Source organism: Gordonia effusa NBRC 100432, assembly GCF_000241305.1.
GTDB lineage: Bacteria > Actinomycetota > Actinomycetes > Mycobacteriales > Mycobacteriaceae > Gordonia > Gordonia effusa.
In genome coordinates this window covers 1-23,493 of sequence record NZ_BAEH01000032.1, presented here as the reverse complement: position 1 = coordinate 23,493, position 23,493 = coordinate 1, and the positions used below count along the sequence as shown (strand labels likewise).

Genomic DNA, 23,493 nt, shown 5'->3' with positions numbered 1-23,493 from the left:
CCTTCTTCAGTTCTCAGAACCCGCGGGTTCTTCGGTATCTTCGCCGACGATCACGGCGAGCACTTCTCCCACGGCGAGCTGTTGCCCGGCGACGACCGACAACGTCGCCACTACGCCGTCGGCAGGTGCGGCGATGGTGTGTTCCATCTTCATCGCCTCCAGCCATAGGAGTGGCTGACCAGCGGTCACCTGGTCGCCCTCGGCCACCGCCACGCGGATAACCGCGCCCGGCATCGGGGCCAATAGTGATCCCGGCCGCTGCACGGACGACGGATCGATAAATCGCGGAACGTCGGTCAACACAACAGACTTGCCGGGCCAGTCAACGAACACACTGGCGCCGTACCGGCTGACGCTTAACGTCCGACGCACACCGTCGACTTCGGCGATCAGCTCCGACGGCGTTGCCGTGATCACCGAAATCGTTGCGTCATCCGGCAATTCGACGCCGTGCCGACTGTGCCGGTAACGGACTTCTATCTGGCCGGCATCGTCGGTTGGCGATCCTGTCACTAGCCCCGGCAAGAAGCTGCGGGTCGAATATCCCGATGCGAGATTTCGCCAGCCCGACGGCAGATCGGCCAATGCGGTGGCCAGTGTCCGCTGCTTAGCCGCGTCGGACAATGTCGCGGCGACTGCCGCCAACCGAATGTCCGCATCGTCTGCCACCGGCGCACCAAGAACGTCCAGGCCAATTTCGTCGATGAACCCGGTATCGGTATCTCCCGATAGGAATTGCTTGCTGCGCAACGTGTTTACCAACATGTCGCGGTTGGTGACGGGCCCATGCAGTCGTGCATCCGCCAATGCGGCAGCTAACAGACGAGCCGCCCGGGTACGTGTCGGTGCGGTCCCGATGACCTTCGCCAGCATTGGATCGTAGAACGTCGTGATCTCCGAACCGTCGGTGATACCCGAGTCCACGCGAATGCCGGAGCGTTCGGCAATCTCGAAACGGTGGACAGTGCCCGACTGCGGCTGCCAGTCGGCAGCCGGATCTTCCGCGTACAGCCGAACCTCGATGGAATGACCTGTGGTTACCGGCGTTTCGGCGTCGAGATGCTCCCCCATCGCGACCCTGAGCTGCCATTCGACGAGGTCGAGCCCGGTGGTCTCCTCGGTAACCGGATGCTCCACTTGCAGCCGGGTATTGGTTTCCAGGAAGTAGAAACGACCCTTGCCGTCGGCCAGGAACTCCACCGTTCCCGCGCCGGTATAGCCGATGGCGGCCACGGCCTTTCGCGCGGCATCGAACAGTCGCTCGCGCAAGTCGCCGCCGAGGGATTCGACAAGTGGTGCCGGCGCCTCTTCGATGACCTTCTGGTGCCGACGTTGGATCGAGCATTCTCGTTCTCCCACAGCCCATATCGCACCGTGCTGGTCCGCCATCACCTGCACTTCGATGTGATGGCCCCGTTCGACGTACGGTTCGCAAAAGATCGTCGGATCGCCGAATGCCGACTCGGCTTCGCGTTTCGCACCGGCCACCTGATCGGCAAGATCGGCGAGATCTCGGACAATACGCATTCCACGACCGCCGCCGCCCGCTGACGCCTTGATCAGCAGCGGCAGATCGCTGGCTGTCACCGACTCCGGGTCGATATCGCCAAGTACCGGCACCCCGGCGGCGGACATCAGCTCCTTTGCATTGATCTTGGAACCCATCGCGGTGATCGCGGCCGGCGGCGGACCGATCCAGGTCAGCCCGGCATCGACGACCGCTTGCGCGAATTCCGCATTCTCCGAAAGGAATCCGTAACCCGGGTGAATGGCGTCGGCGCCCGCCGAGAGCGCCGCCGCGATCACCAGGTCACCGCGCAAATAGGTTTGCGCCGACGAGGAGCCGGGCAACCGAACGGCCGCGTCGGCCGCCCGAACATGCGGGGCGTCCGCATCGGGGTCGGAGTAGACCGCGACGGTGGAGATTCCCAGGTCTTCGCAGGTCCGGAAAACCCGGCAGGCGATCTCGCCGCGGTTCGCCACCAGCACAGAGGTGATCACTGTTTGTTCGTTCCCATCGGTGTGAATCGCTGTGGTCATATCAATCACATCCGGAAGACGCCGAAGCTGTCGGTGCCTTCGACCACGCCGTTGTCGATTGCCGAAAGACACAGTCCCAGAACGGTTCTAGTGTCGCGTGGGTCGATTACGCCGTCGTCGTAGAGCATGCCGCTCATGAATGCCGGCAGCGACTCCTTTTCGATTTGGGCCTCGATCATCGCCCGCATCCCGGCGTCGGCCTCTTCGTCAACGGTGCCGCCGCGCGCCTCGGTTGCCGCGCGGGACACAATCGAGATCACGCCGGCCAGCTGAGCACCGCCCATCACGGCGGATTTCGCACTCGGCCAGGCGAATAGGAAACGCGGGTCGTAGGCACGACCGCACATTCCGTAGTGTCCGGCGCCGTAGCTCGCACCTACGAGCACCGAGATATGCGGGACCTTGGAGTTTGACACGGCATTAATCATCATCGAACCGTGTTTGATGATGCCGTTCTGCTCGTACTCCTTGCCGACCATGTAGCCGGTTGTGTTGTGCAAAAAGAGCAATGGCGTGTTGGAACGGTTTGCCAATTGAATGAACTGGGTTGCCTTCTGCGACTCCGCGCTGAACAGCACGCCTTGCGCGTTGGCGAGGATGCCGATCGGATAGCCGTTGATTCGAGCCCACCCAGTGCACAGCGAGTTACCGTATTCCGGTTTGAACTCATCGAAGTCACTGTCGTCGACGACGCGTGCGATCACATCGCGCGGGTTGAACGGAATCTTCAAATCCGGCGGCACAATCCCCAGCAACTCTTCCGGGTCATAGCGCGGCGGAACAGATTTCGCGACCGGACCGGGACCGTCTTTGCGCCAATTGAGCCGCGCGACGATACGACGACCGATCCGCACCGCGTCCTGCTCGTCCTGAGCGTAGTAGTCGGCCAGCCCGGACTGCCGTGCGTGCATCGAGGCCCCGCCCAGCGACTCGTCGTCGCTCTCTTCACCGGTGGCCATCTTCACCAGCGGCGGACCACCCAGGAACACCTTGGATTGATTTTCGATCATCACCGTGTGGTCGCTCATCCCCGGGATATACGCTCCACCCGCAGTCGAGTTACCGAAAACCAGTGCGATAGTAGGGATTCCGGCTGCCGACAGTCGAGTGATATCCCGGAACATCTGCCCGCCGGGCACGAATACGTCCTTCTGCGTCGGCAGATCGGCGCCGCCCGACTCGACGAGGGCGATACACGGCAGCCGGTTCTGCATCGCTATCGCGTTGGCGCGCAACGATTTCTTCAGCGTCCACGGATTGGAAGTTCCGCCCTTCACCGTGGGGTCGTTGGCGACGATCATGCACTCGACGCCTTCCACGACACCGATACCGATGACCGCCGAGGCACCGACCTGAAAGGCCGAGCCGTACGCGGCCAGCGGACACAGCTCCAGAAATGGACTGTCGCGGTCGATGAGCAATTCGATACGTTCGCGGGCGGTCAGCTTGCCACGCTTGCGATGTCGTTCGACCTTGGCTTCACCGCCGCCGGCCAATGCCTTGTCGAATTCTGCCTGCAGTTCATCGAGTTTCGCATTCATCGCCTCAGCGTTCGCGACGAAGTCCTCACTGGAGGTGTCGATGATGGAACGCAACGCGGTCATGCCTGGTACCCCAATCGTTTTGCGGCGAGCCCGAGCAGAATCTCGTTCGTTCCGCCGCCAATACCGATGATGCGCATGTCACGATACTGCCGCTCCACCTCGGTTCCGCGCATATAACCCATTCCACCGAACAGCTGAACGGCCTTGTTAGCCACCCACTCTCCGGCTTCCACCGCGGTGTTCTTCGCGAAGCAGACTTCGGCGATCAGGTCATCGCCGCTGTCGACCTTCCGCTCGACCACCGATCGTGTGTAGGTACGTGCCACGTCGATGCGACGCGCCATCTCGGTTACGGTGTCCTGCACCGACTGTCGAGCAATCAGCGGCTTTCCGAACGTCTCCCGCTCACGCACCCAGTCGAGGGTGAGGTCCAGACAGCGCTGTGCACTGGCATACGCCTGGATGGCAAGCGACGACCGCTCGGTGACGAATGCGGCGGCGATCTGAGCGAATCCGGAGTTCTCGGGACCGACAAGGTTGGTAACCGGCACGCGAGCATCGACGAAGGACAGTTCGGCGGTGTCGGAGCAGAGCCACCCCATCTTGTCGAGTTTGCGTGCGACAGTGAATCCCGGTGTGTCCTTTTCGATTACCAGCAGTGAGACACCCGCGGCGCCCGGGCCACCGGTGCGCACCGCGGTTACGACGAAGTCGGCACGATAGGCAGAGGTGATGAACGTCTTAGACCCGTTGACCACATATTCGTCACCGTCGCGAACCGCCGTGGTCCGCAGATGTCCGACGTCGCTACCACCGCCCGGTTCGGTGATCGCCAGCGAACCGATCTTCTCGCCGGCCAGGGTCGGACGTGCCCACCGATCGATCTGCGCCGGATCACCAGCCGCGATCATATGCGGCAACGCGATTCCGTGAGTGAACAATGATGCGAAGATCCCGCCGGCGGCGCCGCTGTAGTGCAGCTCTTCGCCGAGGATCGACGCGTCGATGAGGTCGCCGCCGCTGCCGCCGATCGATTCGTCGACGCCTAGGCCGAACAGTCCCAGCTGCGCGGCTTCTTTGTGAAGCTCGCGTGGAATCAGTCCATCGGCCTCCCACTGATCCTGATACGGAAGGATATGCCGCTTGACGAATCCTTGGATGGTGGAACGCAATTCGGTGCGTTCGGGTGAGTCCCAGACGGGGCTGGCGATCGGCACTGGTAGGACCTTCCTGTGAGAAGTCAGTTCGTTCGGCGGTCGAAGCGGGTTGGAATGGCGACATGACGCGAGCGCAACCACTCGCCCATGCCTTTGGCCTGTGGATCGAAACGGACGTTGTCGGCTACGCCGCGGCCAAGCACCTCTTCGACCACGAAATTGACGGCGCGTAGGTTAGGCAGCCGGTAGCGGTGAACGGTGAGGTCGGCGACTTCGGGGAGGAGTTCTTTGACCCGCTCGACAGTGAGAGTCTCGTCGAGCCAGGCGAATTCGTCATCTGACCGGACCCACACCCCGATATTCGCAGTGCCGCCCTTGTCTCCACTGCGGGCACCCGCGATCTCTCCCAGCGGTGCGATTCGAGTTGGGCCCCAATCTGTTTGGCGCGACGATCCCGGTTCGCTGACATCGGGTTCTACCTCGCCGCGCAGAGGCGAGGGATCGATCCGCACCGAAACACCGTCGGGCTGAGTGACGCGGTGCTCAACGAGGGCCGCATCGACGTAGCCCGGCTCGAATACACCGAACGGGGTACCGTTCCCCGGCGGTGCCGTGAGCGTGAAGCCGGGATAGGTTGCCAACGCCAGTTCGACAGCGGTTGCCGAGAATGGGCGGCCGACCTTCTTCGGGTCGGTGTCGCGGGCTATGCAGCGCAATAGCGCGCTGGCACCCTCCTCGGTGTCGGCATCGGGGCGATCGAGTCGAGCAAGTTCCCAGTCCAATTGCTCAGGCTTGGTTGGCAGTGCGGCGGTGAATTGTTCCTGGAAGAGAGCAGCTTTCGCCTCGATATCGAGCCCGGTGAGTACCACGTCGATTTCGTTACGGATGCCAGCGAGATGATTGAGCGATACCTTCAGCGTCGACGGTGGATTCTCGCCACGCACACCGGTCACCGCGACGCGGTCATCGCCGACCTGCGCTAGTTTGATGCTGTCGATTCGAGTCGTGACGTCGGGGCCGAGGTAACGCGGTCCGCCGATCTCGTAGAGCAGTTGTGCCGTTACGGTACCCACGCTCACCGCACCGCCGGTCCCGTCATGTTTGGTGATGACCGACGAGCCGTCGGCGCTGATCTCCGCGATCGGAAAACCCAAGTGCCCCATCGATTTCAGCTCGGTGAAGAACGAATAGTTGCCTCCGGTGGCCTGCGCGCCACATTCGATGATGTGGCCGGCAACCACCGCACCGGCCAACGAATCGAGGTCACGATGACACCAATCGAAGGCAGATGCCGCCGGGCCGACGGTGAGCGAAGCGTCGGTGACACGGCCGGTGACCACGACGTCGGCACCACGATCGAGGGCGGATTTGATTCCGAATGCGCCGAGATACGCGTTGGCGGTCAGCGGGCTGCCGAGGCCGAGTTCGTCTGCGCGCGAGACTAAGTCGTCGCCGTTGACGAACGCGATCTGAGTGTCGAGGCCGAGCTTTTCCGCGAGTTCGCGCAGCGCGACGGCCAGACCATGGGGGTTGAGACCGCCGGCGTTGACGACAATCTTCACTCCCTTGTCCATCGCCGAGCCGAGGCTGCCCTCCATCTGGCGCAGGAATGTCTTGGCATAACCCAAATTTGGATCCTTGAGCCGGTCCCGACCCAAGATGAGCATGGTGAGTTCGGCGAGATAATCGCCAGTGAGATAGTCGAGTTCGCCACCGTCGAGCATTTCTTGCACGGCGGTGAAGCGATCGCCGTAGAAGCCGGATGCGTTTCCGATTCGGACGACGGATTTGTTGCTTGACATCAGTTCTCTTTCGGTTCGCGTCCCACGCCCGGCGCACCGGCGAAAGCCTGTGCGATGGTGGACCATTCGACAGCGTCATCGCCGATCAACTCGACCGCCAGATCGACGAGGTTGCGACGTTGAGTGACTAGTTCGGCGAAGTCGACGGCGGGGCCCCGGACGATATTCGTCGCCTCTTCGGGACCCCAGGTCCATAACTCACCCGACGGCGCGGTGATCTCGTACCGAAATGGCTGTGCCGGTGCGGTTTTCCCGTTGATCATGTACGAGAAGTCTCGGGTGCGCACACCGATGTTGACGACCGCCTTGATCCGATCGCCCTCTACGCGAGCCGCGCCGAGCGCATCGAAGACGTCGAGGCCATGCGCCCAGGTCTCCATCATCCGGGCGCTGGCCATCGACGCCGCCGACATCGGCGGCCCGAACCAGTTGAGTTTGGTGCCCTGCGGAACGGCGATCAATGCGCCGCCAAGCTTGGCGCGGGTGGCACGCCAATCGGCGAGGAGTTCGACGGGTGGTCGTTTCGCTTCCAGTTCGGCGCCTTCGTCGACGAAGCCGAGGGGGTTCTGCGCGGCCTCCTCGACCACGCGGTTGAAGCCCTCTGGATCGGTGACAGCGATTAGCGAAACCCGGTCGGTCCACAGCAGGTGCCCGATCTGATGCGCCACCGTCCACCCCGGCGCGGGCGTAGGCGTCGCCCACGCGGCATCGTCAAGTGTCGCCACGACGTCATCGAGAGCGTCGGATTCGGCCGCCAGGTCTGTCACTAGATCGTCGACTACCGCCATTGCCCCAGCGTCACACAAGGCGTCGTAAAAAGCAAGCATGCATGATTGTTTCAGCTGTGATGACCGATGCCGTGGCTACCCCACAGCTGAAATGGCCTACGCGACAATAGTTGTCGTGCACCTCGGTTTAGCTGCGAGGTAACAACGCATTTTTTAAATAGGTCCGCATAACTACAACGCGTTCTAAAATCTGAGCATGGCCGACACCGTGACCCAGCTTCTCCAAGCCCGCGCTGATGACGACACCACCGCGATCAGATTCGACGGCGAGACTTGGACCTGGCGTGAGTACATCGCATCCGCGAAGCGGCAGGCCGCCACCGTCATCGGACTCGCTGATCCTTCCCGCGCCATGCATGTCGGGGTGTTGTTGCCAAATACGCCGGCGATGCTGACGTCCCTGGCGGCCAGTGCCCTCGGCGGATATGTCACGGTAGGCATCAACAACACCCGACGCGGTGAGGCTCTCGCCGCGGATATCAACCGGGCCGATTGCCAGCTCTTGCTCGCCGACCCGACGCAGATGCCGCTGATCCACGGCCTCGACTTGCCAGGAGTCCGCGTCATCGACGTCGAATCGGACGAATGGCGAGAACTTCTGGTGACCTCGGGAGAGCTTGTGCCGCACAGTGTTCCGACCGCGATGGATACATTCATGCTTATCTTTACTTCGGGCACAAGTGGCAACCCGAAACCAGTTCAGTTGGCGCATATGATGGTTCCGTTTGCCGGGCCGGTACTGGTGGAGAAATACGAGATCACCAGTGACGACGTCTGTTACCTGTCAATGCCGCTGTTCCACTCCGCGGCGATCTTGGGTGGCTACTGCGTCGCATTGTGCAGCGGCGCGTCGATGGCGCCGGCCACGTTCTCCGCGACGCGATTCCTCGACGACGTTCGGCGCTACGGGGTCACCTATATGAACTACGTAGGCAGGCCGCTGTCCTACATTCTCGCCACACCGGAGCAACCCGACGACGCTGACAATCCACTCCGCGTCGCATTCGGGAACGAAGCGACCGACCGCGACATAGACGACTTCGGCCGGCGTTTCGGCTGTACGGTCAACGACGCCTTCGGGTCGACCGAACTCGCCATCATCATCACTCGCGAGTCGGGTACACCGGCCGGATCGATCGGCAAGGGCTACCCGGGAGTGGCCATTTTCAACTCGACGACCGGGAGGGAATGCGCCCCAGCGGAATTCGATGAGAACGGGGCCTTGGCTAATCCCGACGAGGCGATTGGCGAAATCGTCAACACTCAGGGCGCCGGACTCTTCGTCGGCTACTACAACGACGTCGATGCCACCGCCGAACGGGTTCGTGACGGCAAGTACTGGTCGGGCGATCTTGGCTATCGCGACGCCGACGAGTGGATCTACCTCGCTGGCCGGGCCGGCGATTGGATGCGCGTCGACGGCGAGAATATCGCCGCCGGGCCGATCGAACGAATCCTCATGCGCGAACCCAAGATAAGCCGTGTCGCGGTGTATGGCGTACCCGATGACCACGTCGGCGACGCCCTAATGGCGGCGATTGTCTTGCGTGACAACGAGGTTCTCACTCGCGACGATCTCGTCGCATTCCTCGAGGGGCAGGCGGACCTCTCGCCGAAGGCATGGCCCAGTTATGTCCGGATCGACGAGGATCTACCGTCGACAGCCACCAACAAGATCCTCAAGAGGGAATTGAAGGCACAGGGCGTCACGGGCCCGACATTGTGGCGACGAGAGCCACGGTCTCGGATGTATCGCGCTGTAACGTGACGCGCCGTCTGGCGGCCCGATGTTTCCGCTGATCTGGTGTTCGGCGGAGCGCAGTGCTCCAACTAACCCACAGCTAAACCGAGGTACGCGACAATTATTGTCGCGTAGTCCAGTTCAGCCGTGGGGTAGTTTTCGCTGATGCTCGCGTCGGCGAATCTTCGCGAGAATCCCCGCCTCGCATCGATCCCAGGAATCGACGACCTGGCGATACGACAACCGCATCACCTCGTATCCGCTTTCAGCAGCGGCAAGGTCGCGCTCTCGGTCCTTCGCGAACTGCTCCGCGGAGGCGTCTGTTTGCCATCGAGTTCCAAAACGAGTCGTCTGCCGATAAGGATGTCGACCCACCCGGCGACACATGGCAAGAACACCTGCACATCCAATTTCACGTGTTTGGCTCGTAACCGCACCCTGGCGAAAGTCTCGATCCCCGATTGCGCGCGGCCGTCGCATTTCGGCAGCAACCGCTGGACACGCTTGGAGCGGGCGAACAGACTCGCGAGGTCCCACTCGGTCATCAGTTTCTGATTGAGCACTGAGTCGAAGACCGCGACTGCTCCTTCGTCGTCAACACACTTCACCGCGTGTAACAACGCGGTTGATAGGTCATCTATCGCGCGCCCCTCGGGGGTTGCCCCGCCAACAGCGGTACAGAATTTCCGCGGCGGCGCGGACCGCATCGTCGACGCGCATGCTCGCACGTGCACTCTAAGCGGATGCTCCGGCACCCAGATGCCGTACATCTTCAACGCGGTGAGGCAGGAGACCACGCCGCCGGCGCGTATCGCCCCAACCACCACGGGATCGGCACCCAAAGTCGCGAACCAACCGCGCCGCACCCGCGTCAGCCTGCGACCTGCCAAGATCTCTTCCAAGTCGCGGCCATGGGAATCCTGGTCACGTAGTTCCCGCAGCGAAAATACTCCGCAGAAATCGGCCGGATGATTCATATCCCCAATGATGGTCCGCGTTGCTTCGACCAATCGTGGCTACGCCGCCGCCGAGTCCGACAACTGTGGATCGCGCCGCATCTGTGGACAGTGCAGCGATCTCGCCCACCTCCGATGATCGCGTGCCGTCGCGCGAGCCTGCGAACTCGCCCACCTCCGACGATCGAGTGCCGTCGTGCGAGCCTGCGAACTAACCCACCTCCGATGATCGAGTGCCGCCGTGCGAGCTTGCGAGCTCGCCGGTGTATCGAGATCTGGCGAGACGAACTCGAATCTCAACCGACGCCTGTCAATCACCCAATCGCGCAACCCAGTGGCATTGGTCTCATCCTCCCCGAACCAATTCGCTCCCGGTGCATCCTGCCTGATAGGACGGATGTATGGACAATCCGCGCAATCCATTCGACGCGTTTGGAATCGGCGTCGTCGACGACAGTGCACAGTTGGGTCAGCAGCTCAGCGCCTCGCTCGCCGACCACCGCGGACTCATCGAACTCTCCGCTCTCGCCGTGCTCTTCGACACCATCGGCGGCCGACCCTTCTACGAACTCGACGAGTCGACCTCGTCTCTGCAGGCTCGAGTGATCATGTCCGCATTGCACCGCCCCGCGGTTACCGATCGCCTAGTGAGTTCAGGCCAGATCCGCATGAACGACGACGGCTACGGTACAACGACAGCGGACATCACCACCTCCGCCGGCGTACTGGTCACGACAGGTCTAACCCGCAATGTTCGCGTCGGCCGGTCCAGTACCAGCCGTGACCAGATCGGCGCTTTGGCCGATCCAGAGCCGCGACCGCTCCCAAGCACCGACCGAAACCTGTCCGGCCACAAGATAATTGAGGCAATCGCGCACGGGGACCATCCGATCGGACCGATCGGCGAACTGGTCGACGGCTCCATCGCCGTACTCGATGGCGCCACCCGCTTCACATCGGTCACCGCGCCGTGGATGGCCAACATGATGGGCACGATGCACGGCGGCGTGATCGGCGCCATCGGAGCGCTTGCCTGTTCCTTTGGCGCGCAGGCACATACGCAGCCGGGCACGGAATATCAGATCCTCGACTTCGACATCGGCTTCTACCGATCACCCGCCGTCGACGGCAGCCCGGTGCACGTTGATGTCACGCCGGTCAAGGTCGGCCGCCGGATCGGTTCCTTCGAAGCGAGCATGCGTACCGACGATCGAACCCTGCTCGCGCGCGCCACGGCGGACGTCCGATTCATGCCGCGGTAGCCTCATCGGGTGCCATCCAATGAGGAACTGACCCGCAGCGGATATGACGCCGGCGCGGCCGGATTCGCCGAACTCTTCGAGTCGGTCTTCGATACCCGACCACTCGATCGCGCCCTGATCACCGCATTCGGCGAACTGTCAATTGGCCCAATCGCCGACGTCGGTTGTGGCTCCGGAGTAGTCACCGCAATGCTCCACGACACCGGAGCCGAGGTGGTCGGGATCGACTTGTCGCCGGAGTTGGTCGAGAGGGCGCGAACTCGCCGTCCCGATATCGACTTCCGAACCGGATCGATGCTGGCGCTGGACATCCCCGACGAGTCGTTGGGCGGCGTCCTCGCGTGGTATTCGACCATCCATGTCGACGACGCCGACCTACCAACCGCGTTCGCTGAATTCTACCGCGTCCTAAGGCCGAATGGTGTTGCGCTACTGGGCTTTCAAGTCGGTGATGAGCCATTCATCCTCGATAAGGCATTCGGGGTCTCGATGCACTTGGTGTTTCGACGTCGGCAGCCAGAGCAGGTACTCGCTCTCCTATCGGAGGCCGGATTCATCGAGTTTGCGACGACCGTTCGCGCCGCCGACAATGAGCGGACACGGCAGGCATTCGTGATCGTGCGGAAAGAGTAGAGCTGAGGTTCCCAATGGTCGAGTGCCTGGCGAGGCGCAAGCATCTACCTCGATGGTCGAGTGCCCGGTAAGGCGCTTGCATCTACTTCGATGGTCGAGTGCCCGGCGAGGCGCAAGCCGAGCCGGGTGTATCGAGACCAGGTGACCTTGTTTCGTAAACTGTTGTCTAACAACAGTTGTCACGTCCCGCGTACATCTCGCCGGGTCTCGATACACGCCCGTCTCGCTCCGCTCGGCGAGCGCACTCGACCATCCGAGGTTACCGCCCCATCCGAGCTTCTCCCGCCGATGGCCGGGTGTATCAAGACCACGTAAATGATCTCCGAAAGCCTCAGCGCTGCAACAGTTGTCACGCTCCGAGTACGACTCACCCGGTCTCGATACACGCGCGTCTCGCTACGCTCGTCGAGCGCACTCGACCATCCAGGGTTGCCGCCCCAGCCGTGCTACCTGTCTACCGGTGTGATCGACAACGGTATACCTCGATTGACGAACTCGAAGGTGGCGCCGGAACTGAAACGCACTATTGCGACCTCACCCGACTCCGGGCGCGAGTTCCCTTGCACGATAAATACTTCCAATGCTTTGTCGCGTACTGTCGCCGTGCCGACCGTCCAGTGCGGTTCGACGGCGGTAGCCGCCGCCTGTAGCGGCTCAAGGTGTTCGGCCGTCAACAGCGTCATCCATCCACCGTCGCGAATCGCCGCCGAATCCTGCGGAATGCGGACCCGCACTTGATCTTCCACTACTTCGGCAATCACACCGGTGTATTGCACCGGCCCGAGCACCGGATGCAGATTGAGGACGGCCGCCAGCCCTTCGGCATCGCCGGGGAGGTCGAGCGCGGCGGCCAACCGTTCTGCGGTCATACCCGCGATCCCGGTGAGCTGCTTGCGAAACACCTCGTCGCGCTGTGCGTCATTGACCGCGCGACGCGCAAGCGCACGTTCGAAACCGAGTGCCAGCAACTGATGTTGTAGCGCCACTTCCTGGGCAATGCGGATCAACGCGGATCGCGACCAATCGCTAAACCGCAGATCGTTGAATAGCGGTCCGCGATAGTCGACATGACCATCAGCCGCTGACGTATCGATTGGCGTCAATTCGGTTGTGGCAACATTCATTCCGAACATCCACTCGGCATCGGGTGGCAGCGGCAATTCGTCCCGATCCGGTTCAATCGTCACCATCCACTCGCAATGAGGCGACCGATCCACCGGTCGGCGTGGCGGACGGTGCACCGGCCTGATCCGAGCCCGACGATTCGTCGCGATCGCAGTGGCGTCGAAAGTGGGATCCTCGATGTCGTGGCACATCGCGGTGACGTAGTCATCGCCCATCGGCTCGACGTCCATCAACGCTCCACAATGCGCCAAGACGAACGAGCCGTGATACTTGTCGATGATCTCGTACCGGAAGTCCATGAATTGCGGAGGAGCACCGATATCGAGCTGCAGACACTTGAACATGTCTTCGACGCCGTCACCGTCGATTCCCAACGCCACACGCATCCGGTGGGTGTACACCGGGCTGGCCGCCATCCATTCCTCAATCGCGATCTGCGCCATCACATCTCGACCGAAGGCACTGATGAGATGGGCCATACCGCTACGATCGATCAACTGGCCCGACAACAGCAGCTCCGGGAGGATCGTCGCCAGCTGATCCTGTGTGAGGCCCGAGTACGATTCGGGCCCGGACACCGCCGCGACGCCAGATGGGGCGGTGCTCACCAGATCTCCACCGGGGCTTTGCCATAGGGGTACCAGCCGGGCAAATTGCCCGGCGCCGACTTCTCGATGCGCTTAAGCATTCCGTCACTGCATACCCTGTCGGTCAACATTTCCAGAAACAGTGCCGACACATTTCCATAGTCGAAGAAGTCACGCTGCCAAGAGAATTGGAAATCTCCGCGGTATTTGAACCAACTCCCCTGGATACCGTCGAGGGCATAGTGCGAACCGTCCGGACGGGTCCGCTCGTAGACCTGCTTCCACAGGCCGAGCATGTCACCGGTCTTCTCGTCGATCACCCACTGCTGGTATGGATAGGTCCAGCCTTCGAGCCCTTCCATCTCCTGACCGAGCGCGAGTTCACGAATCTCATCACGTCCCACGGCCATGAAATCCTTCATCGGCCCATAGTTCCAGCCGTAGGTAGCGTCCTCGGTGTAGAACTGCGCCAGCGGTTTCCAGTCGCCAGCCTTCTCGCACTCGATGTTGGCTGCTAGCCAGCGCTGCTTCATTTCTTCCAATTCGGCACGGTCAAAAGACATTTCGGCTCCTAGAGAGGTTCTCGACCGTCAGTCTTCGACGATCTTGAGGGCTTGAGTGGGGCAATATCGCACGGCGGCAACGACTTCGGATCGATGACTCTCGTCAGGGTGGTCATCGAGAATATCCACGTGGTCGCGGTCGGCGGCAAACACGTCGGACGCCTCGAGTTCACACATGCCATGCCCCTGACACAGGTCCAAGTCGACTTCGACGCGCATGAGTCACACCTCCGTGTCGCCAGAATTCGCATCGGCAGTGGTACGCCGTCGATAGCGCACGCGGCACGGTTGTGCCAGTTGCACCACCATTTTCGAATGGTCGTTGTGATACGAGTCAGCGGGCTGCGCCATCTCGAACTCGTAGTTCTGCAAGAGGACCGAGAAGATGGCCTTCAATTGCATGATCGCGAATTGTGCTCCCACGCAACGATGTCGGCCGGCTCCGAACGGAATCCACGTCCAGCGATTGACCAGATCCTCTTGACGTGGCTCGAAGTAGCGGTCGGGGTTGAAGACGTCCGGGTCCGGAAAGTCGTTGGGCAGCCGGTTGGACACCGCCGGCGATACCGCAATCGACTGTCCGGCTTTCACCACATACTCAGTGGATGAACCATCAGGTCCCTCACCGTGAATGTGAAAGTCCTCCTGCACAACTCGCATCAAGATGATGAGAGGCGGATGCAGGCGCAAGGCCTCTTTCAGCGACGACTCCAGCTTGGGAATCTGCCGCATCGCCGCAAAGCTATAGGGCACGCGCCCACCGGCGACGGCCTCCGGCCCGGCATCCTCACCGGGGCGATAGATCTCGTCGAGTTCGGCGACGACCTGGTCTAGGTAGTCGGGATTGCGCAACAACTCGAGCAACGTCCACGCCGCCGTGCCCTGCGTCGTGTGATGACCCGCGAACATCATCGAAATAAAGATCCCGGTCACCGTATCAGCACTGAACATCGGGCTGCCGTCGTCGTTCTTGAGTGAGACGAGAACGTCGAGCAAGTCCCGATCTTCCTTGTTTTCAGGAGGATTCGCGACTCGTTGACCCAGAACTCCCCCGATGAACTCGACTAGCTCGGCCCGCGCGGAGTCTCGGCGCCGAAAACTCTCGATGTCGGCGTTGTAATCAACGTAGGCGAGCGGATCAGTCCCCTTCTCCAGATCGTGATAGAGCTCGGAGATGTGTTTGGACAGTTCTTCTCGGAATTTGCGTCCGATCAGACAGGCCGAGGATGTGTAGAGCGTCAGCTCGCCGAAGAACTCCAACAAGTCGATCTCGCCGGCGTCCCCCCAGTCAGCGATCATCCGCTCCACCTCGTTGGGGATGGTGACCGCATGCTGTTTCATATGCGCGCCCTTGAGCGCCTGGTTATGCAACATTTCCGAACGACGCTCGGGACTGGTGTCGAAGACGACGCCTTCCCCAAAGATCGGTGTCATAAACGGATACGCGGCCGCCTGATCGAGAATCTCGTCCGGCGCACGAAAGAACTCTTCGTTGGCCGCGGCCCCGGAAACGAGTACCACCTGCCGATCGGCGAGCTGGAACTGTCCGACGTCACCACATTCTTCACGAACCCGCGTGAATAGTCCGATCGGGTCGGTGGCCAGTTCATCGAGGTGACCGTGTTCAGCTTCACCACCCGATACTCGGCGCGGTGTCGAAAGTTGTTCTGCGGCTGTAGATGTCATTGGTACTCACCTTCCCGCGGTGTGGTCAGTGTGCCTTCGGCTTCGACTTCGAGAACTCGGATATGAGACCCCGGCGGCATCGCGATAACCGAGCTGACCGCCTGAGCAACGTTGTCGGGTGTCATAAAGTTGCCGTGCCGAGCCAGACCGAATCTGATCCAGTCGTTGAGCATCGCTTCGGTGTCTGCCGGGTCAAGGTTCATCCCCATCCCGGTGAGTGTCTGACCGGGACGAATCACGCTGGCACGCACGCCCGTTCCTTCCAGCTCCATCTGGACGGTCGCCACCAAACCTTCGATGCCGGTTTTCGCGGCCACATACGCCGACGACCACGGGCGCGGGCGAATCGCAACGTCGGAGCCGATGAAAATGAAGTCTCCTCTACGGCGAGTGATCATATCCGGCACCACCGCTCGGTAGAGTCGATGCGCGCCGACGAGGTGGATGTCGATTTGTTCGGCCCACGCCTCCGAGGCCATCTCGTGCGCACGGCCAACGGCGAGATCGCCGGCGCCGGAGATGACGACTTCCAATGCACCAAGTGCCGCTTGCGATTTCGCGACAGCTTCGGCGACCGAGGCATCGTCGGTGACATCGAGTGGCACCGCGACGGCCTCGCCACCCGCGGCGATGATCTGGTCAGCCGTCTCCTGACACTTCTCGACTCGACGGGCCGCTAGGGCAACGGGATAGCCTGCGGCGCCGAGTAATTGCGCGGTGGCCGCGCCGATCCCCGATGATGCGCCGGCTATCAGAACCGGCCGGCGGTCAGGGTGTGCGGAAAAGCGCGGCATCAGCGCACCGTCACTTTCACCGGGAGGGTGGCGAATCCACGCACGTTGACCGAATGAACGCGCTCGGCCTTGTGGATATCGATCTCTATGTCGCGGATCGAGCGGGCTACCTCGGTCAGGCCGACGTTGGCTTCGAGTCGTGCGAGATGAGCACCGAGGCAAAAGTGTGTTCCCAGACCGAAACTCGTCAATGCCTGTCCAACTGAGCCGTCACTACTCGAACGTCCGACGATATATTCCTCGGCATCGGGTCCGAAGGCCGCTTCGTCGCGGTTGGCCGAGCCGACGAGCAGCAATACCCGATCACCGGCTGGAATGGTCAGTCCGCCGTACTCGACGTCCGCCAGTACCCGACGCAGGAGCATTTGCGTCGAATTGTCGTAACGCAGCGTCTCCTCGGTCCAGTCGGGCACAGCGTCGACGTCGGCGAGTGGTTTTGCCAGTTGATCGGGATGGCGCCAGCCCCAATAGATCGCATTGGCAAGGAGTTTGGTCGTCGTTTCATTCCCCGCGACGACCATCAGCATCATGAAACCGATGATTTCGTCGTCGGTGAGCCGCATCAGCTCGCCGGACGCGTCATCGTGGATCTCGGCGTCGATCAGTGCCGATACCAGATCCTGGCCGGGCTGCTTGCGACGGCCGCCGAGCAAACTCGAATAGTACTGAAACAGAGCGATATACGCATGTACTGCGGCTTCGGGAACGTCGAGTACTCCTTCTTCGCGATGAATAAGGAGATCGGATTGTTCACGCAAGAACGCGCGATCCGACGTCGGTACGCCGAGCAGTTCACTCACGACGTCCATCGGCAATAGACCCGCGAAATCGGCGACGAAGTCGAATTCGCCGGCATCGAGACATTTGCTCCAGTGCTCATGAGTCAAAGCCCTTATGCGACCGGATAATTCGTTTACCCGACGAGGCGTGAACCCCTTCGACACCAGCTTGCGAATACGCAGATGTTTGGGGTCGTCGAGAGCTAGGAACGACATAGATCGGTGTGCGTCGGGCGTATACGAAGCTGGGTCCAACGAAACGCCCCAGCTGTTGGAAAGCCGTGTGGCGTCCCGGAATGCGGTCCGCACATCCTCGTGGCGAGACAGCGCCCAAAAGTCCATTTCCGCATTGCGGTAGACCGGTGCCTGTGCGCGCAACCGGCGATAGGTCGGATACGGATCCTCGTGGAAATCATAGGCATACGGGTCGAATGGAACGAGGTGTTCCATACCGTTAGCGATGGCGGTGTCAGACACGCCGTACTCCTTCACAGATCTGGACTGTTGCCGCGGCGGGATTGGTTAGCTGTCGAGTACCCGAAGCGCGGCGGCCACCAGACGCTCCGAGGTCGCTTCGTAGCTCAGGTGCCCCATGCCGGCGTGCACGAGCGCTCCCGCATAGAGAAGTTCGAGAGTGTCGACAATGGGCCCGGGGCTCTCCGGATCGACATCGAGGGCTTGCGCCAGGCGTACGCGGATAAAGCCGCCGATTCGTAGCCGCAGGTGTTCCACATCGGGATCTGTGCCGAGCAATGCGACGGTGACCGCGCCACCGAGTTGCCCTTCTCCGGCAACCACAAGCGACACCGACCGCAACACCTGGGCGACGCGCTCGGCCGGTGGATTCGCCGGATCGGGTTCGGCGACACCGTCCGCCAGCCGCCGCCAAAAGACCTCGGCGACAAGGTGACTCTTGGAAGAGAAGTAGGTGTACGCGGTAGCTGGCGCGACGCCAGCGCGTTTCGCGACGGTACGTACGGTCAACCCGTCGAAGCCGTCTTCGTTGAGGACATCGACCGCGGCCTCAGTCAGCTTGGCGACCGTTTCGGCCTGCTGCGCCGAGAGGCGACGACGAGTCGATTCCTGCGATACCGAGGCGAGCGCCGCCTGTTCCGTGCTGGACATGTGAGCGACGCTACACTACGTTTGAACCTGAGTCCAGACACCTGTCCAGATGGAGGTCCAGTGAGCGTTCTGCGTCCAACCGATAGTTCCGAACTACTGATCGACGGCAAGCTCTTACCCGGGTCGGGCGGCGTATTCGATGTGATCAACCCGGCGACCGAGGAGGTCATCGGGTCCGCGGCGAATGCCACGGCTGCCGATATGGACGCGGCCATCACCGCCGCTCGCGTCGCATTCGACAGCACCGACTGGTCGCGTGATCACGCCTTTCGAGCAAGGTGCTTGCGGCAGCTGCGCGATGCCCTGCAATCTCATACCGACGAGATGCGTGAGCTGACCGTCGCCGAAGTTGGTTGCCCGGTCTTCCTTACCCACGGCCCGCAACTAGAGGGGCCGGTCAACGATCTCGGCTACTTCGCCGATCTTGCCGAATCCTATTCATGGACAACTGATCTCGGTGAAGCCGCACCGATGGGCATCAAGACTCGGCGAGAACTGCGAGCGGAGGCCATCGGTGTCGTCGGAGCCATCACCCCGTGGAACTTTCCGCATCAGATAAATTTCGCCAAAATCGGCCCGGCCTTGGCGGCAGGATGCACCGTCGTACTCAAACCCGCGCCGGACACGCCGTGGTGTGCGGCGTTGGTAGGCAAGGTAATTGCCGATAAGACTGATATCCCGCCCGGTGTGATCAATATCGTCACGTCCACCGACCACACACTCGGCACCCAGTTGACTACCGACCCACGCGTCGATTTGGTGTCGTTCACCGGCTCCACGGCAACGGGACGCGCGGTCATGTCCGCGGCATCGCAATCCTTGAAGAAGGTATTTCTGGAGTTGGGCGGAAAGTCGGCGTTCGTGGTTCTCGACGATGCGGACTTAGCTGGCGCTTGCTCGATGGCAGCGTTCACCGTCGTTACCCATGCCGGCCAGGGTTGCGCGATCACCACGCGGCTGCTCGTATCACGAGACCAGTACGACGAGGCCGTGGCCTTAACCCGGGACGCGATGGCCGGCTTCCGCGCCGACGACCCCACCAAGCCCGGAACCATCTGCGGCCCAGTCGCTTCGGCCCGCCAACGTGACCGGGTTCTCAGCTATATCAACGATGCTCGCGCGGCGGGCGCGGTAATTGAAACCGGTGGCGGCACGCCGGCCGGCAACGGATTCTTCGTCGAACCGACGCTAATCTCCGGTGTCGACAACTCCGCACGCATCGCCCAAGAAGAAGTATTCGGTCCCGTTCTGGTCATCATTCCTTACGATGGCGACGACGACGCGATCCGAATCGCCAACGATTCGCCCTACGGGCTCTCCGGTGCGGTGTACGGCACCGACGAGGCGCGAATCGACAAGGTGGTCAACGGGATCCGCACCGGAACGTTGGGCGTCAACGGTGGCATCTGGTATTCCGCGGACGTTCCCTTCGGCGGATACAAGGCATCCGGAATCGGTCGCGAGATGGGCGTGGCCGGCTTCGAAGAGTATCTGGAAATCAAAGCCATCGCCTACCCCGCATAACCCCACCGACACGAGAAGGAAACTCCCCCAATGCGATTCGAAGACAAAACAGCCATTGTGACCGGCGCCGCCGGTGGGATCGGCGAAGCCTACGCACGAGCGCTCGCCGCCGAGGGCGCGCGCGTGGTCATCGCCGACGTCAATGACGATCTCGGCGAAAAAGTTGCGGCCGACATCGGCGGCACGTATGTGCACACCGATGTCGCGGACGAAGAGTCGGCAAAAAACCTCGTCGCACAAACAGTTGAGGCGTACGGCAAGATCGACTATTTGGTCAACAACGCCGCCATTTACGGCGGGATGAAACTCGACTTCCTCATCACCGTCCCGTGGGACTACTACAAGAAGTTCATGAGCGTCAATCTCGATGGCGCACTCAACGTTACGCGCGCGGCCTACGGCGAGATGAACACTGGTGGCGCTATCGTCAACCAATCCTCCACCGCCGCTTGGCTATACAGCGGATTCTATGGTCTGGCCAAGGTGGGTATCAACGGTCTTACCCAACAGCTCGCCGTCGAATTGGGTGGGCAGAATATCCGGGTCAACGCCATTGCTCCGGGGCCGATCGACACCGAGGCTACACGTACCACCACGCCGTCGAATATGGTCAAAGACATTGTCAACGGACTCGCCCTCAAGCGAATGGGCACGACCGAGGATTTAGTCGGCATGTGCCTGTTTCTACTGTCCGACGAGGCACAGTGGATCACCGGTCAGATCTTCAATGTCGATGGCGGACAAGTGATCCGGTCGTGACTTCAGTCGTTCGTCTCGGTTACGTCGGGCTGGGCAATATCGGCGGGCCGATGGCCCAGAAACTAGCCACCGGCAACACCCCGCTGACTGTCTTCGATCTGGACGAGGCCGCCGTGTCCACAGTTGTCGAGGCGGGCGCGTCCGCGGCGACATCGCTCGCCAACCTCGGCGCGAACACCGACATCATCTCCGTCTGTGTGGTCAACGACGCCCAGGTGCGGACCGTCGTCGACGGATTGCTAACGGCCGCACCGCCGGGGACCATCATCGCGATCCACTCGACGATCAGTCCCGACACCGCGGTGGAATTGGCGACGACAGCGTCCGCCAGCGGAGTGATAGTGCTCGATGCGCCGATTTCCGGCGGGGCACAAGGCGCGTCGGAGGGACGGCTCGCGATCATGGTCGGTGGCCCACGCGACGCGTACGAGCGGATAAAGCCCGCCTACGAACCGGTATCGAACATGCTGGTACATGCCGGTCCCGACGTTGGTGCGGGCACCCGAATGAAGCTGGCACGCAATCTATTACATTTCATTTCCTTCGCCGCTACCACCGAAGCCGCTCGGCTCGCCGAAGCTGCGGGAATCGACCTCGGCAAGCTTGGCCGGGTAATTCGGCATACCGACGCGATAACCGGGGGCGCGGGCGCGATTATGTTGCGCGAGAACACCGCCCCCATCGAACCGAATGACTTCTGGTACGGCGTTTTCACACATGTACGTGATCTGGGAGAGAAGGACCTACTACTGGCTACGTCGTTGGCCACCCAACTCGGAATCGACACACCACTCGGCGATCTCGCGCTGGCGAATCTCGGGGAATGGCTTGGGGTTCCACATAGCGAGGAAGGAATTGTGCGATGACCGAAGAGATGACACCGCAGCGTCGCAAGGGTCTGGAAATGATGTCGAAGGTCTACGGCTGGGAGATGGCAGATGGACCCGGCGACTTCTTCGCGCATACCGCCGACCAGGTTTTCGGTGAGGTGTGGAGCCGAGACGGCCTGTCCATCCGAGATCGCCGTTTACTCCTGCTTGGCGCGCTAGCAGCGACCAATCAAGTCGATGTCGCCGAGATCCAGGCGGGCGCAGCCCTGGGTAATGGCGAACTGACCCCGGAAGAACTCGACGAGATCGGCCTATTTCTGTGCTATTACATCGGCTGGCCGCTGGGCAGCAAACTGACGATGATGTTCGGAGGTGTAAGCAAGAAGTATCGGGCGGAACAAGACAAGGAGTCGTGAGAGATGGCTGCGAAGGTAGTGTTCACACCGCTATTCGGCGGTGACGGGTGCTCGCTGCTGTCCGCAGCACCCGCCCCTAATCTTGAGTTGGCGGGTTATACCGACACCGAGTTCGCGGTGAGCGGTACGGCCCACGGGCTGACCGCCGACGGCGGGGTCGACGAGGCGGGCTTTACCACGCGGATAGTAGTGCGTCGACCACAGGCGGCAACCGACTTCAACGGGACCGTCGTCACTGAATGGCTCAACGTCAGCAGCGGTGCCGATGGCGCACCCGAATACACCTACCTCGCAGCGGAATTGGTGCGCGGAGGGTACGCATGGGTCGGAGTATCGGCTCAGTACGACGGTGTGGAAGGGAGCACGGGTTCGGTTGGTTTGAGTCGGCCCGGACCGAAATCGTTGGCAGGCAAGGACCCGGAGCGCTACGGAACTCTGCACCACCCCGGCGATGCCTACTGTTACAACATCTTCGACCTCGTCGGGCGCCACCTTCGCGCCACCGATACTCCGTCTCATCCGCTCGGCGGGCTCACTGTCGACAAGGTGCTCGCCGTCGGTGAGTCGCAGTCGGCGATGGCGCTGACGACGTTCGTGACGACTTTTCGCAGCACCACATTCGACGGCTTTCTCATTCACAGTCGTGCGGCGGCGCAATTGCCGCTCGGCGCGATCGGCGCCGGAATCGATGTGGATGCAACGTTTTTGGGCGACCCGGTCACGATCCCCGGGGATGTCACAGCGCCAGTATTTATCGTCCAAACCGAAACGGATGTCCTGACCAATTTCCAATTTCATCGCGCACGTCAGGCCAACACCGAACGGGTACGCACGTGGGAGATAGCCGGAAGCGCGCATGCCGATCACTTTCAGATCGGGCCGTATGAGGAGTATCTGGGGTGCCCTGACCCGGTCAACCGCGGACAGCAGCGGTTTGTGCTGCGAGCGGCCCTATCTCACTTGTGCGGCTGGGTCGCCGACGGCACGGCGCCGCCCCTTGCTAGCCCGCTCGAACTTACCGGCGACGAACCGACATTCCGCACCGACGACGTGGGAAACGTCCGAGGCGGCGTCCGCACACCGTCGGTCGATGCCCCGACACAGGTACTGACCGGGATAGTGAAAGACCCGGTGTCGAGAATCTGCTTACTGTTCGGTGCAACCGGCGCGATACCACCGACCGATCTGATCGCGCGCTATGGCAGCCACGAAGGCTATCTCGACGCGTATACCGCCGCGGTCGATAGATCAATTGCGGAAGGCTTTGTGCTGGAAGCTGATCGCGTGGAGATATTGGCCGATGCACATCCGGAATTGCTCGGTGAGTGACGGCTCCCCGGCTTCGACTCTCGGGCGTACCCTGACGACTGTGGCGAATCACG

Annotated in this window: 21 protein-coding genes; 8 read left to right on the top strand and 13 right to left on the bottom strand. The window is 61.6% G+C overall.

Annotated elements, in window-relative coordinates:
* Positions 1 to 6 precede the first annotated feature (6 nt).
* The 5 genes from GOEFS_RS04840 to GOEFS_RS04820 are packed head-to-tail and all read right to left on the bottom strand — an operon-like array spanning position 7 to position 7,331.
* Positions 7 to 2,040, bottom strand: coding sequence for an ATP-binding protein (locus tag GOEFS_RS04840; protein WP_007316763.1), 2,034 nt, complete (start codon positions 2,038 to 2,040; stop codon positions 7 to 9).
* 5 nt (positions 2,041 to 2,045) lie between these two features.
* A complete protein-coding gene (locus tag GOEFS_RS04835; RefSeq protein ID WP_007316762.1) occupies positions 2,046 to 3,644 on the bottom strand; it encodes an acyl-CoA carboxylase subunit beta in 1,599 nt (532 codons plus the stop codon).
* A complete protein-coding gene (locus tag GOEFS_RS04830) occupies positions 3,641 to 4,801 on the bottom strand; it encodes an acyl-CoA dehydrogenase family protein (RefSeq protein WP_007316761.1) in 1,161 nt (386 codons plus the stop codon). Before GOEFS_RS04830 ends, GOEFS_RS04835 begins: the two co-directional genes overlap by 4 nt.
* A 23-nt stretch (positions 4,802 to 4,824) precedes the next feature.
* The gene (locus tag GOEFS_RS04825) at positions 4,825 to 6,543 is read right to left on the bottom strand and encodes an acyclic terpene utilization AtuA family protein (RefSeq protein ID WP_007316760.1); all 1,719 of its coding nucleotides are present in this window, start codon (positions 6,541 to 6,543) and stop codon (positions 4,825 to 4,827) included.
* Positions 6,543 to 7,331, bottom strand: coding sequence for a TIGR03084 family metal-binding protein (locus GOEFS_RS04820; protein ID WP_040524513.1), 789 nt, complete (start codon positions 7,329 to 7,331; stop codon positions 6,543 to 6,545). Before GOEFS_RS04820 ends, GOEFS_RS04825 begins: the two co-directional genes overlap by 1 nt.
* Before the next feature lie 196 nt (positions 7,332 to 7,527).
* Between GOEFS_RS04820 and fadD1 the strand changes: the two genes are divergently transcribed.
* Positions 7,528 to 9,099: a fatty-acid--CoA ligase FadD1 gene (gene fadD1 / locus GOEFS_RS04815; RefSeq protein WP_007316758.1), complete on the top strand. Its 1,572-nt coding sequence runs from the start codon at positions 7,528 to 7,530 to the stop codon at positions 9,097 to 9,099.
* Between the two features lie 221 nt (positions 9,100 to 9,320).
* On the opposite strand, the gene GOEFS_RS04810 is transcribed toward fadD1, so the two are convergent.
* Positions 9,321 to 10,049 carry a hypothetical protein gene (locus GOEFS_RS04810; RefSeq protein ID WP_007316757.1) on the bottom strand — a complete coding sequence of 243 codons (729 nt, stop codon included), beginning with the start codon at positions 10,047 to 10,049 and terminating at the stop codon, positions 9,321 to 9,323.
* 380 nt (positions 10,050 to 10,429) lie between these two features.
* Between GOEFS_RS04810 and GOEFS_RS04805 the strand changes: the two genes are divergently transcribed.
* Both GOEFS_RS04805 and GOEFS_RS04800 read left to right on the top strand, forming a co-directional pair.
* Positions 10,430 to 11,290 (top strand): PaaI family thioesterase, encoded by an 861-nt coding sequence (locus GOEFS_RS04805; RefSeq protein WP_007316756.1) that lies wholly within the window; start codon positions 10,430 to 10,432, stop codon positions 11,288 to 11,290.
* A gap of 9 nt (positions 11,291 to 11,299) precedes the next feature.
* A complete protein-coding gene (locus tag GOEFS_RS04800) occupies positions 11,300 to 11,923 on the top strand; it encodes a class I SAM-dependent methyltransferase (protein WP_007316755.1) in 624 nt (207 codons plus the stop codon).
* 446 nt (positions 11,924 to 12,369) lie between these two features.
* On the opposite strand, the gene GOEFS_RS04795 is transcribed toward GOEFS_RS04800, so the two are convergent.
* The 7 genes from GOEFS_RS04795 to GOEFS_RS04765 form a co-directional block, all read right to left on the bottom strand.
* A complete protein-coding gene (locus tag GOEFS_RS04795) occupies positions 12,370 to 13,656 on the bottom strand; it encodes a hypothetical protein (protein ID WP_007316754.1) in 1,287 nt (428 codons plus the stop codon).
* Entirely contained in the window at positions 13,653 to 14,198 is a 546-nt protein-coding gene (locus tag GOEFS_RS04790) for a Cif family virulence factor (protein ID WP_007316753.1), read from the bottom strand. Before GOEFS_RS04790 ends, GOEFS_RS04795 begins: the two co-directional genes overlap by 4 nt.
* 27 nt (positions 14,199 to 14,225) lie before the next feature.
* Positions 14,226 to 14,417, bottom strand: a complete 192-nt coding sequence (locus tag GOEFS_RS04785; protein ID WP_007316752.1) for a ferredoxin — start codon at positions 14,415 to 14,417, stop codon at positions 14,226 to 14,228.
* Between the two features lie 3 nt (positions 14,418 to 14,420).
* Positions 14,421 to 15,884, bottom strand: coding sequence for a cytochrome P450 (locus GOEFS_RS04780; RefSeq protein WP_007316751.1), 1,464 nt, complete (start codon positions 15,882 to 15,884; stop codon positions 14,421 to 14,423).
* Positions 15,881 to 16,678 carry an SDR family oxidoreductase gene (locus GOEFS_RS04775; RefSeq protein ID WP_007316750.1) on the bottom strand — a complete coding sequence of 266 codons (798 nt, stop codon included), beginning with the start codon at positions 16,676 to 16,678 and terminating at the stop codon, positions 15,881 to 15,883. The genes GOEFS_RS04780 and GOEFS_RS04775 overlap by 4 nt, the downstream gene beginning before the upstream one ends.
* The gene (locus tag GOEFS_RS04770; RefSeq protein ID WP_373278184.1) at positions 16,678 to 17,907 is read right to left on the bottom strand and encodes a cytochrome P450; all 1,230 of its coding nucleotides are present in this window, start codon (positions 17,905 to 17,907) and stop codon (positions 16,678 to 16,680) included. The genes GOEFS_RS04775 and GOEFS_RS04770 overlap by 1 nt, the downstream gene beginning before the upstream one ends.
* Before the next feature lie 72 nt (positions 17,908 to 17,979).
* Positions 17,980 to 18,582: a TetR/AcrR family transcriptional regulator gene (locus tag GOEFS_RS04765; RefSeq protein ID WP_007316748.1), complete on the bottom strand. Its 603-nt coding sequence runs from the start codon at positions 18,580 to 18,582 to the stop codon at positions 17,980 to 17,982.
* A 60-nt stretch (positions 18,583 to 18,642) separates the two neighbouring features.
* On the opposite strand from GOEFS_RS04765, the gene GOEFS_RS04760 reads away from it, so the two are divergent.
* Genes GOEFS_RS04760 through GOEFS_RS04740 form a run of 5 tightly spaced genes read left to right on the top strand, consistent with a single transcriptional unit; the run spans position 18,643 to position 23,440 of the window.
* Positions 18,643 to 20,106, top strand: coding sequence for an aldehyde dehydrogenase (locus GOEFS_RS04760; protein ID WP_007316747.1), 1,464 nt, complete (start codon positions 18,643 to 18,645; stop codon positions 20,104 to 20,106).
* Positions 20,107 to 20,136: 30 nt separating this feature from the next.
* A complete protein-coding gene (locus GOEFS_RS04755; RefSeq protein WP_007316746.1) occupies positions 20,137 to 20,865 on the top strand; it encodes an SDR family oxidoreductase in 729 nt (242 codons plus the stop codon).
* The gene (locus GOEFS_RS04750; RefSeq protein WP_007316745.1) at positions 20,862 to 21,731 is read left to right on the top strand and encodes an NAD(P)-dependent oxidoreductase; all 870 of its coding nucleotides are present in this window, start codon (positions 20,862 to 20,864) and stop codon (positions 21,729 to 21,731) included. The genes GOEFS_RS04755 and GOEFS_RS04750 overlap by 4 nt, the downstream gene beginning before the upstream one ends.
* The gene (locus GOEFS_RS04745) at positions 21,728 to 22,111 is read left to right on the top strand and encodes a carboxymuconolactone decarboxylase family protein (RefSeq protein ID WP_007316744.1); all 384 of its coding nucleotides are present in this window, start codon (positions 21,728 to 21,730) and stop codon (positions 22,109 to 22,111) included. Before GOEFS_RS04750 ends, GOEFS_RS04745 begins: the two co-directional genes overlap by 4 nt.
* Before the next feature lie 3 nt (positions 22,112 to 22,114).
* Positions 22,115 to 23,440 carry an alpha/beta hydrolase domain-containing protein gene (locus GOEFS_RS04740; protein ID WP_007316743.1) on the top strand — a complete coding sequence of 442 codons (1,326 nt, stop codon included), beginning with the start codon at positions 22,115 to 22,117 and terminating at the stop codon, positions 23,438 to 23,440.
* The last annotated feature ends 53 nt before the right edge of the window (positions 23,441 to 23,493 follow it).